This is a genomic window from Mucilaginibacter sp. (genome assembly GCF_964263795.1).
Classification (GTDB): Bacteria; Bacteroidota; Bacteroidia; order Sphingobacteriales; family Sphingobacteriaceae; genus Mucilaginibacter.
On sequence record NZ_CAXVWK010000037.1, the window covers coordinates 37,033 to 50,303 of the forward strand.

Genomic DNA, 13,271 nt, shown 5'->3' on the forward strand with positions numbered 1-13,271 from the left:
TGTCTTAACGAATTCAGCTACTATAATATAATTAGCCGAATTGCACCCAATTAAACTAAACGATTAAACCCAATATTTTATGAGAAAACACTTTTGGTGGATCATTGGCGCTTTATTGTTATTTTCAATTTCGGTTATCAGTTGGAAACCGTCTAGCGCATCCAAATCTTTTAATAAAATAGCTAAGTCTTACACTGCAAAAGAATTATTTGCGCAGTATGTATCAGATATTTATCAAACTGCAAACCTGCAGCAAACCGGTTTAGATGTTAACGTTTTTCAGAAAGCGGTAACCGGTTACATGAACCTTAAACTGGCTAACAAATTACCTGCTAACAGTAACGTTATCACCGTGGTAGATTTCAACAAATCGAGCCGTGAAAAACGTATGTGGATAATTGACGTGTTAAACAAAACGCTGGTATTGAATACCTGGGTTGCTCACGGCCAGGGTAGTGGTGATGATATGGCTAACCGTTTCTCTAACAATAACGAGTCGCACCAGAGCAGTTTAGGTTTTTACCTAACAGATGGTGTGTACATTGGCAAACACGGCCGTTCGTTACGTTTAGACGGTTTGGATGCTGCTAACAGCGCGGCCCGTGCACGTGGTATTGTTGTACATGCAGCCGATTACGTTTGTCAGAATACGATTAACCAGATTGGCCGTTTAGGCCGCAGCTTTGGTTGCCCGGCTGTATCGCCAGAGGTTTCTAACCAGGTGATCGATACTATTAAAGGCCGTACGGTTCTATTCATCAACGGTAACGATAGTAATTATATGTCAAAATTGTTAGATGATACGTTGCCTGCAAACTTTATCGCTCCTGCTGCAGATACGATGCACACAGATAGCACAACGATAGCTAAATTGTAACTGATCATATAAAATAAAAAAAGCCTGCCTCACAAAATGAGGCAGGCTTTTTTATGCATTAAGGTAGCTTACAAAGCCGCCAGCTGATCGTTATTAGCCAGGAACCTTTGCAGGTGCTGGTAAAGCACTACATCTAAGCCGTAAACATCCGGGCGGTATTGCAGGGTGTTGGTTTCGTCGGCCCAGCAGGTAACGTAAGTAATATATACCGGCATCTTTTTAGGCACCGCGATGGTAGTAGGGTCTGGGTTATCTTCTGTCATCGCTTTCGAGATCTTGTCATAGGTCGGCCCTTCGCCAAAAACAACTTTAGCTAAAGCATCCGGGTCACCAAGGCGTACACAGCCGTGGCTTAAAGCACGCATGTTTTGTGAGAAACCGCTTTTTGCAGGAGTATCATGCAGGTAAACACTGCTTTTATTATTAAACAGGAATTTGATCTTACCCAGTGCGTTATCATCGCCGGGGCGTTGTTTAAACTCATATTTGTCCTTAGGTGCCGATGCCCAATCGATGGTTTCCGGGTCTTCTACCTTTTTGCCGTTTTGGTAAACATCAATGTTCTTGTTATCCAGGTAGTAAGGGTCCTTAGCGGCCTCTACCATTATCTCTTTACTGGCAATACTTTGCGGAATGTTCCAAACAGGGTTTACCTGTACGCTGTGGATTACGCTGTTTAATTGCGGCGTTTCGCGGGTAAATGGCCTGTCAACTTTGTCGCTTTCGTCATAGTCAACTAAGGAAATGTTGTTGTCGATATTCCTGCCTTCGCCCACTACAACTTTCATATTCAGGATAGATTTGCCGTTTTGCATTACATCTAAACGGTAATCGGGTATGTTAACAATAACATATTCTGGTTGGGTAGGCTTGTTTTTCCAACGCAGGCGCTCCATATTCACAACCAGGTAGCGTGTAGTTTCTTCCTTAGTCATGCCTTTTGCGGTGCCACCTGCCAGTAATGCTTTTTGCAAAGCCAGGTACTGCGGGTTTTTTGGCTGGATGCTGTCCAGGTAAGCGCGCATATTGCTTATGGTGAAGATGCGCGACATGCCTAAACTGTCCGGGCGTTTAGTTTCGGTATAGTAACGCTGGTAAATTTTACGTGGACTTAAAATGCCATATTGTAAAGCGTTTGAGTAGTTGATCAGCGAGTTAGCTGTTAAGATCTCCAACTCGGCAATATCGTGGTAAGCTTCATCCAGGGTTTTGATACCCTTTTTATCCTGAAATTTATCAACCAGCGCTTTTATCTGTGCTGCTTTGAACATTTTAGGGTCCAAACCATGCTCGCCGGCTTTTTCAAAGTAGTTAGCGGTAAGGTCTACATCACCATTAAAAATATGGTCCATTACAAAGGCAGGGTCATAATTGTTCTGCTCATAGTAAGCGGTGATCAGTTTCGGGTTATCCATTTTAGATTTTTCGTCTGCCAGCACTTTTTTGAATACTTCGGCAAGGCCTTCGGGGGTAACATCTTTAAAAACCTTGTTCTTGGTTTTTTGGTACAGTACTTTGCCCATATCCGACCGGCTTTTTTTACAGCTTTGGAAGGTTAGCGTAAATACGGAGAACAGGGTAATTAAGATCGGAACAAGGGATCGTTTGAAAGTAAGGGGTCGTATCATCTTTATATGTTTTGACCGATAAATACAATCTGCATACCACAAATAGGAATTACAGCGCAACCCTTATATTTGGGCATGGAAAATAACAACCAGCCCGAGGTTTGGCTGCGCGGGCCGCTGCAAAATGTACCTATGCTTTTACAACCAGTGGCGCATGCGTTGATGCAGGCAAAAGAGGAATTGAACATGCTGATGCTCAACTTTCAGGATGAATTGCTTTGGCAGGGTGTTGCCGGCATGGCGTCGCCGGGCTTCCATTTACAGCACCTGGCGGGGGTGCTGGATAGGTTGTTTACTTATGCACAAGCTAAACCGCTCACAGATGAGCAGTTAAAGTATTTAGCGGATGAGGGCAAACCGACCAAAATAACCTACACTACCGATGACCTTGTAGCAACCTTTAACAGGCAGGTTGATAAGGCCCTGGCGCAATTAAGTAAAGCAGATGAAGCAACGCTTACAAATTACCGCGGAGTTGGCCGCGGGCAGCTGCCATCTACCGTTTTAGGTTTGTACGTTCACAGTGCCGAGCACACCACGCGCCACCTGGGCCAGCTGATTGTAACGGTAAAGGTGCTGATGGAAAGAAAAACTACCGGTCAATTTTAAATACCTGGTGGTATTTTCCCTTTTCACATCATTTCAAAATGAATGGGTTTAGTTCTCATTCAATAATACCCGCAATGGCTTTATAGTCTTTACCGCGGTAGGTTACGTTGGCATGGGGGTATTTGTTCTCCGGATCGAACAGAAAGGTGTCGATGCCTAATTGCAGGGCAAATTTAATTTCAGATTCCGGGTCGTCGCCAATAACCAGTACATCGGCAATGCTATACCCGTTTTCGGCCATGATCTTCGTAAACACATCGCCCTTGTTTTCGTTGGATTGCTGCGGGTCTACCACGTATGCCTTTTTGAAATCGCCTTCTATCTGCAGCATCTTCACTTTGCTGAACTGTAACTTAGTAAAGCCGGTAGTCACCAGGAATTTATCGATATCCAGCTTGCGGATTTCTTCGAATTCGGGGTAGCACTGCATTGGCTTGTCGTACTCATAGTTTTGCAGCACTTCAATTCCCTTGCGTTTCAGCTCGTCGCTAAAGCCGTGCTCATCTGCCACGAATTGAAACGGACGGCGCGTAAGTTCATGTTTGGCCATAGCCGCTGCCTGGTGATCTTTTTTCCCCAATTCTTTATCTATCAACTCGAACAGGTGCGCAAACATATCATCAGCTACCGAACTTACCGGGTAAATGGTATTATCAAGGTCTAAAATTAAGGCACGTTTCATATCAATTAATTAAGATTGCCATTGGCCGGTTGTTTGACCAATGCGCTCTTTTTTGTAAAGTAAAAAGTAACCAGCAGCTGTTAGCAGGCTTAAACCACCTAATAACCACCACAATAGGCTGAACCCCGAATGTTCAATGACCTGACTACCCAAAGCAGGTGCCAAAACCTGCGCCGCCGACCACGATATGGTATACAATGCAGCATACTGGCCGCGATTGTGATTGTTGGTTCGCGAGATCCAGTAGGCATTCATAAAGGGCATGCTCATGATTTCGCCAATGGTTATCAGCACAACTACCAGTACGGCAGTAGCCACCCCGGGCGGCAGGATATTGAGCAGTGTAAAACCGAAACCCGTGATCAATACACCTGTAACAATGTACACCAGCCCGTGGCGCTTGCCCTCTAATGAGTGGATCAGCACCATCTCGACAGCTACAATAATAAGACCGTTAGCTGCCAGCAGCAGCCCTATCAGCCGTTCGCTAAAATGCCATTTGAGCCTGTAAAAAACCGGTTCCATAATAAAGAACTGGAAGAAGCACAGACCAAATAGTGTAGAAAGTAAGATAAATGCCAGGTATGCCTTATCGCGGTAAGGAGATGCCACATTAACAAACTGATCTTTTACGGCGGCTAATTTTACAATAGAGGAACGGGGGATAAGTTTAAGCAGCAGCAACGCGGCCACAATGTTGGTGCAGCCATCTACCCAGAACAGGAAACTGTAGTTGATAGATGCCAGGTAGCCGCCAAGTCCGCCGCCGAATGCCCAGCCCAGGTTAACCGCAAGCCGGTTGAGCGAGTAGGAACGGGTTTTATTTTCGGGCGTGCTGTAATGCGCAATGGCGGTTGAGTTTGCCGGCCGGAAAGCTTCATTGCAAAAACTTAAGGCAAATGTGCCTAAGCCCAACGTTATAAATGTATGCTGACAGCCTAACAGGATAAAGAGTAATCCCCCGCTGATAAGGGCACCCACCTGCAGATCGTAAAAACCAAATTTATCGGTTAGCCGGCCGCCTATAAACGCACCAAGTATAGCGCCGATGCCAAACAATGCCATAATAAAGCCGGCCTGCGTGATGCTGAAATGCAGTTTTTCAATACAGTACAGGCTAAGGTAAGGAACAACCATAGTGCCGCTGCGGTTGATGAACATTACCAGGCTCATTAACCAATTGTTACGCGACAAGCCGGTGTAGGCATTTTTATATAGCGTGATAAGGTTAGGCATTTCACAAATGTAGGGTTTAGCCATGGAAAGTGCCGGGCATTTACAACACTTCCTGCAAATTTTTGGCAGCGAAACGCTACTTTTAATTATTAAACTCAACCCCGATGACGGTTAAAGATATTATGGCGGTGCTGCAAGCCAACGGCAGTGAAAGTGTTAAAAAGATCTTAGTAAAACATGGCGTTAAAGAGCCATTCTTCGGTGTGAAAATAGCCGACCTGAAACCGATTCAGAAAAAGGTCAAAAAGGATTACCAACTCGCCAAAGATCTGTTTGCTACCGGTAATGCCGATGCTATGTACCTGGCAGGCTTAATTGCCGATGATGAACAAATGACCCGCGCCGATCTGCAATTATGGGTACGGCAGGCCGTATCTACCAATATAGGCGAATACACCGTTCCCTGGGTAGCGGCAGGCGGGCGTTACGGGTTTGACTTAGGTTTGGAATGGATAGATAGCCCTGTTGAGCACATTGCCGCCAGCGGATGGGCAACGCTAAACAACGTAGTCGCTCTTAAACCGGATAGCGAATTGGACTTAGATAAATTGCTTACATTATTGATAAGGGTGGGCCAGCAGATCCCACCTTCAGCCGGAAGAGTGGCTTATATGATGAATGCCTTTGTAATAGGCGTAGCATGTTACGTAAGGCCGTTGGCCGATGAAGCAATGGCTATAGCCGTTAGTATAGGTGCAGTAACCGTAAATATGAACGGCACCGCCTGCAAAGTACCTTTAGCGACAGATCACATTAAAAAAGTTTGGGATAAGCGTGGCGGTGTAGCGCCCAAGAAGACAAATGTAAAATGCTGATAGCGGCGCGGCAAGGGCCAATAATTAAATTTGTCAGTCGGAGTTTGTCGGAGACCTTTGCGGTAAGTGGTTCGACAGGCTCAATTATTTGTCAGTCTGAGCTTGTCGAAGACCTGTTCGGTTAGTGGTTCGACATACTCACCATGACAGATTTTGTTTAGTTTGGAAAATCCCTGCGGCTTAGTGGTTCGACGAGATACTTAATTTTGTCAGTCTCAGCTTGTCGAAGACGTCTGCGGTTAGTGGTTCGAAAGGCTCACCAACCATGACAGGTTTAGCGAAGACCTGTTCGTTAATGGTTCGACAGGCTCACCATGACAGGTTGGGGCGAAGTTCTCTCTGGCTTAAAGCCGAGTTTTAACTACAGCTTCGAATTCCGGTTCCTTAACCAATGGTCTGCCAGTACCAATGCCGCCATCGCTTCAACAATGGGTACGGCGCGGGGGACAACACAGGGATCGTGACGCCCCTTTCCGGTAATCTCTGCCGCGTTACCTTCGCTATTGATGGTTTGCTGGTTGTGCATTATGGTGGCTACCGGCTTAAAGGCCACGGTAAACTCAATAGGCATGCCGTTACTGATACCACCCTGGATACCGCCCGAAAAATTGGTGCGGGTACCTACTTCGCCGTTGGTATTTTTAACGAAAATATCATTATGCTCTGATCCGCGCATTTCACTGCCGCTAAAGCCGGAGCCGAATTCAAAACCGTGTACGGCATTAATGCTTAACATAGCTTTGCCCAGGTCGGCATGCAGTTTGTCAAATACGGGGTCGCCAAGACCTGCCGGGCAGTCTTTAAGATAACAGCTTACCTTACCGCCAACCGTATCGCCCTGCTTGCGGATATCGTCTATAAAGGCGATCATTTCTTCGGCAGTGGCAGGGTCTGCACATCTTACGATATTCTTTTCCCTTTCGGCTATAAATTCATCAACATTGTCAATGAAAACATTTGGTGCGTTTATTTTACCCACACTGCTTACATGGGCGACAATTTCGATCCCCTGAGTTTTCAGCAACAGTTTTGCTAACGCACCTGCCGCAACACGTGCCGCGGTTTCGCGCGCGGATGAGCGGCCGCCGCCACGATGATCGCGGATGCCGTATTTAGTCTGGTAAGTATAATCGGCATGCGAAGGGCGGAATACATCTACATTATGGCCATAATCCTTAGAGCGCTGATCTTCGTTCGGTATGACCATAGCGATAGGCGTACCGGTAGTTTTACCTTCAAAAGTTCCGGACAGGATCTTAAAGGTATCGCTTTCTTTACGCTGCGTTGTGATCTTGGACTGGCCGGGCTTGCGTTTATCCAGTTCTCCCTGGATGTAATCCAAATCGACCGTTAAGCCTGCCGGGCAGCCATCTATAATCACGCCTATCGCTTCGCCATGCGATTCGCCAAAAGTTGTTATCCTGAATAATTGACCGAATGAATTGCCTGCCATAAGCCCTCTCTAATCTCCCCCCGGCAGGGGAGACCTTATTAAAATGTTTATAAATATTGTTCTTTAAAACCCTCCATTCCGGGGAGGGTTGGGTGGGGCTATTTCAAACCCCGCCTTTTCCAGGTCCTTCCAAAACGCCGGGTAAGATTTTTCAACCACGTCGGCGTCCTCAATTTCCAGTTCTGGTATCAGTAAGGCCAGCGGCGCAAAGGCCATAGCCATGCGGTGATCATCGTAAGTGCTTACAAACATACGCTGCGGAATTTGCTTTTCGCTGCAATCCAGTTTGTAAACCTGGCCCTTTTCTACCAGTTTTACACCTATTTTAGCCAGTTCTGTTTGCAGCGCCAGGATGCGGTCTGTTTCTTTGATCTTTAAGGTTTCCAAACCGGTAAAGCTGGCATCGTGACCCAGGGCCGCGCACACTACAATCAGCGTTTGCGCAAGGTCCGGACATTCTTTCAGATCAAAGATCTTCCTGAAGATTGGCTTAGGTTCTTTGGTTAATTGCACACCGCCATTTACAAATTGCGAAGTAATGCCAAAGTTAGCCATCAGTTCGGTTATCACACTGTCGCCTTGTAAACTGTATGAGGTTAATCCGGGTAAAAATAATTCGGCTTCGTCGCTTAAAGCAGCAATGGCGTACCAGTAGGATGCAGCGCTCCAGTCCGGTTCAATATGCAGGGAAGTGTCAGCAAAGTCCTGATGTTCTATTGTTATAACGTTCTCCTCCCAATGATGCTGAATGCCGGCTTGGCGCAGCATGGTCAGGGTCATTTCCACATAGGGGCGGGATGTCAGGTCGCCTTCGATATGCAGCTCTAACCCTTGCGGTAATTTGGCAGCAATGAGCAGCAAAGCGGTGATGTACTGGCTGCTGATGTCGCCTTTGATGCTGATGCGGCGTGTTCGCTGCTCAAAGTTCCCTTTAAGTTTAATCGGCGGGTAGCCATCCTTCTCTTCAAAATCTATATGCGCACCCAGGCTGCGCAGCGCATCTGCCAATATACCGATCGGCCTTTGCTTCATGCGTTCGCTGCCTGTAAGTATCACCTCCTGATCGCCAATGGCGTAATAGGCCGTTAAAAAGCGCATAGCCGTACCGGCGGGGCCGATGTTTATGAGTTGCGGGTTGGCGGTGGCGAGGTGTGAATTTTTATCAATGCCTTTACCGTTTTCCGCTCCAAAATCTCCGCTCTCTCTTAGTATTCCCGCAAGGGTTACCGTATCTGCTGCGTCAGAAATATTTTCAACTTTTACCTTACCGTTGCTCAGCGCCTCGATAACCAGGGCCCGGTTACACTCACTTTTTGAACCGGTGAGCTGTACCGTACCGTTTACCGTTTTGCCTTTTTTGGTAAGAATGATGTTATGCTTCATGATAAAATCTTAAGCCCCTCTCTTTCGGAAGAGGGGTTTGGGGTGAGGCTTACGCGTGCGTTAATTTTTCTGCCGCCTGGCCTGCTTCGCTTTTATTCATGATCTCGGTTTGTTTACGGATAGATTCACTGTGCATCAGCTCCAGTAATTTCTCGGTAAACTCCGTGCTCAATTTTAACGCTTTAGCATAGCTGGTGCGTTTGTGTAAAATCTCGTCCCAACGGTTCACCTGCAAAATGGTGATATTGTTATCTTTCTTATAATTACCGATCTTTTCTACAATCTGCATACGCTCGGCCATTTTCTGGATCACAAGGTCGTCAATTTTGTCTATCTGGTTACGCAGTTCATGTAACTTGTCGTTCAGCACTACATCTTTCACTTCAGGTTTACGCAACGCAAGGTTATCTATTATGTGCGATAAAGCATCTGGTGTAACCTGCTGCGCAGCATCAGTCCAGGCAACAGTAGGGTCAATGTGCGATTCGATCATCAAGCCCTGCATATCCAGGTCTAACGCTTTTTGCGATACATAACCGATCAGATCGCGGTTACCTGTGATGTGGCTTGGATCGTTAATGATAGGCAGGTGAGGGGCAAGGGTTTTAAGGCCGATAGCCAGGTCCCACATCGGTTCATTACGGAACGCCGATTTTTCGTACGATGAAAAGCCGCGGTGTATGGCTGCCAGCTTGGTAATGCCCGCGTTATTGATACGCTCTAAAGCGCCAATCCATAACGAAAGATCGGGGTTTACCGGGTTTTTAACCATAACAGGTACATCAACGCCACGCAGGGCATCAGCAATTTCCTGCACAGTAAAAGGGTTAACGGTAGAGCGGGCACCGACCCAAAGGATGTCGACACCGGCCTTTAAGGCTTCTTCAACGTGTTTGGCGGTAGCTACCTCGACAGCGGTAGGCAAGCCGGTTTCTTCCTTAGCGCGTTTTAACCATTCCAAACCGATGCTGCCGATGCCTTCAAATTCACCCGGGCGGGTACGCGGTTTCCAGATACCTGCACGCAGTGCGCTGATCTTTCCGGTTTTTGCTAATAAGTGGGCAGTTGCTACCAACTGGTCTTCAGTTTCGGCGCTGCAGGGGCCTGCAATTACTAATGGTTGCTTGCCTGTTTGGTTGATCCACGAGTTGAGTGGCTGTATGTTTAAGTTCAGTTTCATATCGTTGTTGTTTTGTCCGAATGCCGGCATGACCGAAAATCCGGAAGTTGTTTTTTGCTTGAGTTATTTAATTATTATGGTTTGATATTTTTGTCTTTCTGACTTTCCGACTTCCCGTTGTCCGACTCTGTCTATTCGTTCAGTTTTTTTACGGTAATGTAGCGCCTGTTACCTTCGGGCTTTAGTGCCGGCTTAGGAGCATTGCTTTCTTCGTAACGTTCATACTCGCCCAGTATATTAAAATTGTGTGTGTATTTTAAGATCTGGCGGATGGCGGTGTCATAATGCCTGGTGTCATCCCATTCAATGTCTACGTAAAAGTTGTATTCATTACGTTTACCCAGTACCGGCATGCTTTGAATTTTGCTCATGTTCACGTTTTCATTAGCGAAAATATTAAGTACCTTGGCCAGCGATCCCACCTCGTTGTTCACCTGGAAGCATAGGGACGCTTTGTTTGGCGTTGCTTTTTTGCGGGCATACTCATGCGTGGTCAGGATCAAAAAGCGGGTAAAGTTCAGTTTGTTAGATTCGATACGGCGCTCTAATACATCCAGGCCGTAAAGCTGTGCGGCTAAGGTATTGGCTATAGCAACAGTATCGGTAAGCTGCTCATCACGAATGCGTTTGGCACAGGCAGCTGTATCATTACTTTCTACTATCTTGAGGTTAGGGTACTCGTCGAAAAAATCAACGCATTGCCTGATAGCGATAGGATGAGAAGTAACATACTTGATCTGATCGAACCGAACACCGGGCAAAGCCATCAGGTGCAGTTGGATGGGAACATACACTTCGCCAACTACCGGGAAACTGTAGCTCATCATCAGCGAGTAATTAGGCAGGATGCTGCCTGCAATACTGTTCTCTATCGCCATTACCACATAATCGGCCTCTTTATTCTGCAGCGCTTCGAACGTTTGCTTAAAAGAATTGCACTCAATGGTCTCAATCTCCTCGCCAAAGTATCTGAACGCCGCCTCTTCGTGGAACGATGCGCGGATACCCTGTATAGCAACTCTTGGTCTGTCGGTTTTCATAAATGTATTAAAGCAAAAAGTCCCTGCCTTTTCGGGCCGGGACTTTTCAGTTTGTATGTTTTGTTAGTACATATCAGTCCCGGCTCTTACCGCTAAAGTAAAAGTAGAAACCATAAAAATATGCACGTGAATTGTTCATTGTGTTTGTTATGCTGTAAATGTACAAGTAAAAATCATTTTGTCAATAGATAATTTTATTTTTTATAAAATATTTAGGCCGAAACAAATTTTATTTGGTTCGAAGGCGGTTCGACCTCTTGTATTATAATTGTGACTGTTCTTCTGTTAATAAAACAGGCTTATAGATACCTTGCTTTTTATAGTTCTCTTTATTCATTTCAAAATGCATGGTGGACATTTGGTTTAAATAATTCTCAATTGATGGCAGCCCGACCTCTTTACGGCGTTTATTAACCGTTAAACTATCAACAAGCGGTTTGGGTATAGCCTGGCAGATCCTGGTATTATAAGTCACCTGTGTTGCATAGACCTGCTTTTTACCTGTGTTTAAATTCACCCTATCCGTAAGGTATGCAAAGTTTTTGCCGTCTGCATTGTTTTTATTCATTTCCACTTTCATGGCGGCCAGTATCTTCTGTTGAAAATCCGGCCACTTGTCGCAATGCTGCACCATTAGCCAAAAGTTGTTCGATCCTTTTTTACCGACTAAATCAAAGCCCGGGTAGCCGTACTTATTGAAAATGTTGTCTAGAATTTTCTGATGATCAGAAAAAACACTGTCTTTAAATTTCAAATTGTTCCGGCGTATGCTTTTTGTATTCGCCGGTTGGGATGTAGGCAGCTACCTGATCAACAACTACTAACTTTTCAAGTGAATCGGCCAAAGGCTTGTTAAACTTTTTTTGCTGAGCATTGGCAACAGCGGCAAAAACCATGCACAGGCAAATGATCCGGATTTTTTTCATAGGTTCAAGTTAGTAAAAGCTGAATGAAATATTTAATAATCCCGGTGTTAATGCTGCCAGGGGTTTAGTTCTCACTTTTTTGATTGGCGTACTTTTTAATGATCCGGGTGGATTTTTCCGTTATCTGCGCGATGATCCCGTCTAATTCATTTGCAGATAGGCGCAAATAGCCCAGAATCTCGTCCCGTTCTGCATCATTTGCGGCATTGGGCAACATCGGCAGCAGTCCCATTATACGTGCTAATGGAGCCCGTACCAGGTGTGATTGTGCCCAGGAGATTTCCCTGAAAGTTTTATTTTGCTCCTCTACAGACCGTAAGTATAGTTTCCGTGCAGTTACGTCCCGGCCGGTTATGGAAGCACCTACAACGCGCTCTGCTTCACGTACCGGGGTCAGGGTGTATCTAATCCAGCTGACTGCACCGCCTGTGCGGAACATCCGGTCGTAGTCTACCGTTTCTCCCTGATAAACTTTGGCGATGATCTCCCGGAAATAAGACAGCCGGGAAGTTTCGACATAGTCAAAAATGCTGCGCCCCGCCTCGAAAGAATTCTGATCGCGATTGAATTTCATAGCCTCCGAAGCTTTAGGATTAAATAATTTAATGATGCACTTTTCATCCAGTAAAACAAATCCGTCAATAGCGCTGTCGAACAGCGCACGTAAGTTAGACTCTGATTCATTCACCCTCCGGTTGGCCTCGTAAACCTCGAGCTGATGCTCTAATTGGGTTGTAATATCAGTCGCCTGTACCAGCCGCACCTGACGCCCATCCAGGTGTAATAAATTACTTTCGATCTGCACATAGATCAGTTCCCGGTTTTTGGTCAAATGCTGAGAAACACCTCCGTAATATTCTCCGGATATTTTGTTCGCCCGGACAAGTTCTTCGGTTTGGGCAATACTTTCTGATGGTCTGATGTCCATAATAGACATGTTCAGAAATTCAGCTTTAGTGTAACCATAGTTGTTAAGCGCAGCTTCGTTGACATCGAGAAACATAAAATTGTCCGTGTCAAACAGCCACATAGGTAACGGGCTTTTATAAAAGATCTGCTGGTAGCGCTCCTGCAGCTGGGTTTTATTGGTGATTTTAAATTGAAGGCCCTGAAATATCTTGTCGATCAGCAGCACAATAACAATACTGGCGAAGACAAGATTTGCACTGAAAGCTATCCATTTACCAACACTATATTCGGTAATAAGCACAGAATAGAAAAGTTGAAAGGCGATGATGCAAGCGAATATGACCAGCAGGATTACATTCGATACCACCGAGAAATAAGCGTATCGGATTGGAAATATAAGTGCAGCGAGCACTGTATTAAATAAAAGGTAAAAGACACCAGGGCCGATATAGCCAAGCGTATTGATCAGGAACACTGCCAACACGTAAAAAACGGTCATTACGCCAACCTTCCTATAGCGCAGTTGCACGTTT

Annotated in this window: 13 protein-coding genes; 3 read left to right on the forward strand and 10 right to left on the reverse strand. The window is 45.7% G+C overall.

All coding sequences use genetic code 11. The features are described 5' to 3' along the window. Positions 1-79 precede the first annotated feature (79 nt). Positions 80-877 (forward strand): murein L,D-transpeptidase catalytic domain family protein, encoded by a 798-nt coding sequence (locus tag ACE5CV_RS07025; protein WP_374949457.1) that lies wholly within the window; start codon positions 80-82, stop codon positions 875-877. Positions 878-945: 68 nt separating this feature from the next. Here the strand turns inward: ACE5CV_RS07025 and ACE5CV_RS07030 are convergent, their stop codons facing one another. Next, positions 946-2,505: a L,D-transpeptidase family protein gene (locus ACE5CV_RS07030; protein WP_374949458.1), complete on the reverse strand. Its 1,560-nt coding sequence runs from the start codon at positions 2,503-2,505 to the stop codon at positions 946-948. A 75-nt stretch (positions 2,506-2,580) separates the two neighbouring features. Between ACE5CV_RS07030 and ACE5CV_RS07035 the strand changes: the two genes are divergently transcribed. Next, entirely contained in the window at positions 2,581-3,114 is a 534-nt protein-coding gene (locus ACE5CV_RS07035) for a DinB family protein (RefSeq protein WP_374949459.1), read from the forward strand. Positions 3,115-3,169: 55 nt separating this feature from the next. Here ACE5CV_RS07035 and ACE5CV_RS07040 read toward each other — a convergent pair whose 3' ends face one another. Beyond that, positions 3,170-3,796 carry an HAD family hydrolase gene (locus tag ACE5CV_RS07040; protein ID WP_374949460.1) on the reverse strand — a complete coding sequence of 209 codons (627 nt, stop codon included), beginning with the start codon at positions 3,794-3,796 and terminating at the stop codon, positions 3,170-3,172. A gap of 9 nt (positions 3,797-3,805) precedes the next feature. Then, positions 3,806-5,032: an MFS transporter gene (locus tag ACE5CV_RS07045; RefSeq protein ID WP_374949461.1), complete on the reverse strand. Its 1,227-nt coding sequence runs from the start codon at positions 5,030-5,032 to the stop codon at positions 3,806-3,808. Between the two features lie 104 nt (positions 5,033-5,136). On the opposite strand from ACE5CV_RS07045, the gene ACE5CV_RS07050 reads away from it, so the two are divergent. Further along, entirely contained in the window at positions 5,137-5,847 is a 711-nt protein-coding gene (locus ACE5CV_RS07050) for a DNA alkylation repair protein (protein ID WP_374949462.1), read from the forward strand. 361 nt (positions 5,848-6,208) lie between these two features. Here the strand turns inward: ACE5CV_RS07050 and aroC are convergent, their stop codons facing one another. The 7 genes from aroC to ACE5CV_RS07085 form a co-directional block, all read right to left on the reverse strand. Then, positions 6,209-7,300 (reverse strand): chorismate synthase, encoded by a 1,092-nt coding sequence (aroC, locus tag ACE5CV_RS07055; RefSeq protein WP_374949463.1) that lies wholly within the window; start codon positions 7,298-7,300, stop codon positions 6,209-6,211. Positions 7,301-7,363: 63 nt separating this feature from the next. Further along, a complete protein-coding gene (gene aroA, locus ACE5CV_RS07060) occupies positions 7,364-8,683 on the reverse strand; it encodes a 3-phosphoshikimate 1-carboxyvinyltransferase (RefSeq protein ID WP_374949464.1) in 1,320 nt (439 codons plus the stop codon). A gap of 49 nt (positions 8,684-8,732) precedes the next feature. Then, a complete protein-coding gene (locus ACE5CV_RS07065) occupies positions 8,733-9,863 on the reverse strand; it encodes a chorismate mutase (RefSeq protein ID WP_374949465.1) in 1,131 nt (376 codons plus the stop codon). Positions 9,864-9,994: 131 nt separating this feature from the next. Further along, the gene (locus ACE5CV_RS07070) at positions 9,995-10,903 is read right to left on the reverse strand and encodes a prephenate dehydratase (RefSeq protein ID WP_374949466.1); all 909 of its coding nucleotides are present in this window, start codon (positions 10,901-10,903) and stop codon (positions 9,995-9,997) included. A gap of 262 nt (positions 10,904-11,165) precedes the next feature. After that, entirely contained in the window at positions 11,166-11,657 is a 492-nt protein-coding gene (locus tag ACE5CV_RS07075; RefSeq protein WP_374949467.1) for a DUF6624 domain-containing protein, read from the reverse strand. After that, positions 11,647-11,829, reverse strand: coding sequence for a hypothetical protein (locus ACE5CV_RS07080; RefSeq protein WP_374949468.1), 183 nt, complete (start codon positions 11,827-11,829; stop codon positions 11,647-11,649). Before ACE5CV_RS07080 ends, ACE5CV_RS07075 begins: the two co-directional genes overlap by 11 nt. 64 nt (positions 11,830-11,893) lie before the next feature. Beyond that, positions 11,894-13,271 (reverse strand): PAS domain-containing protein (locus tag ACE5CV_RS07085; protein WP_374949469.1); only part of this gene is annotated, 1,378 nt, incomplete at its 5' end.

Bases quoted from the DNA above. Each gene is read 5' to 3' on its own strand.
- ACE5CV_RS07025 (WP_374949457.1), top strand. From the start codon at position 80: ATGAGAAAACACTTTTGGTGGATCATTGGCGCTTTATTGTTATTTTCA.
- ACE5CV_RS07030 (WP_374949458.1), bottom strand. From the start codon at position 2,505: ATGATACGACCCCTTACTTTCAAACGATCCCTTGTTCCGATCTTAATT.
- ACE5CV_RS07035 (WP_374949459.1), top strand. From the start codon at position 2,581: ATGGAAAATAACAACCAGCCCGAGGTTTGGCTGCGCGGGCCGCTGCAA.
- ACE5CV_RS07040 (WP_374949460.1), bottom strand. From the start codon at position 3,796: ATGAAACGTGCCTTAATTTTAGACCTTGATAATACCATTTACCCGGTA.
- ACE5CV_RS07045 (WP_374949461.1), bottom strand. From the start codon at position 5,032: ATGCCTAACCTTATCACGCTATATAAAAATGCCTACACCGGCTTGTCG.
- ACE5CV_RS07050 (WP_374949462.1), top strand. From the start codon at position 5,137: ATGACGGTTAAAGATATTATGGCGGTGCTGCAAGCCAACGGCAGTGAA.
- aroC (WP_374949463.1), bottom strand. From the start codon at position 7,300: ATGGCAGGCAATTCATTCGGTCAATTATTCAGGATAACAACTTTTGGC.
- aroA (WP_374949464.1), bottom strand. From the start codon at position 8,683: ATGAAGCATAACATCATTCTTACCAAAAAAGGCAAAACGGTAAACGGT.
- ACE5CV_RS07065 (WP_374949465.1), bottom strand. From the start codon at position 9,863: ATGAAACTGAACTTAAACATACAGCCACTCAACTCGTGGATCAACCAA.
- ACE5CV_RS07070 (WP_374949466.1), bottom strand. From the start codon at position 10,903: ATGAAAACCGACAGACCAAGAGTTGCTATACAGGGTATCCGCGCATCG.
- ACE5CV_RS07080 (WP_374949468.1), bottom strand. From the start codon at position 11,829: ATGAAAAAAATCCGGATCATTTGCCTGTGCATGGTTTTTGCCGCTGTT.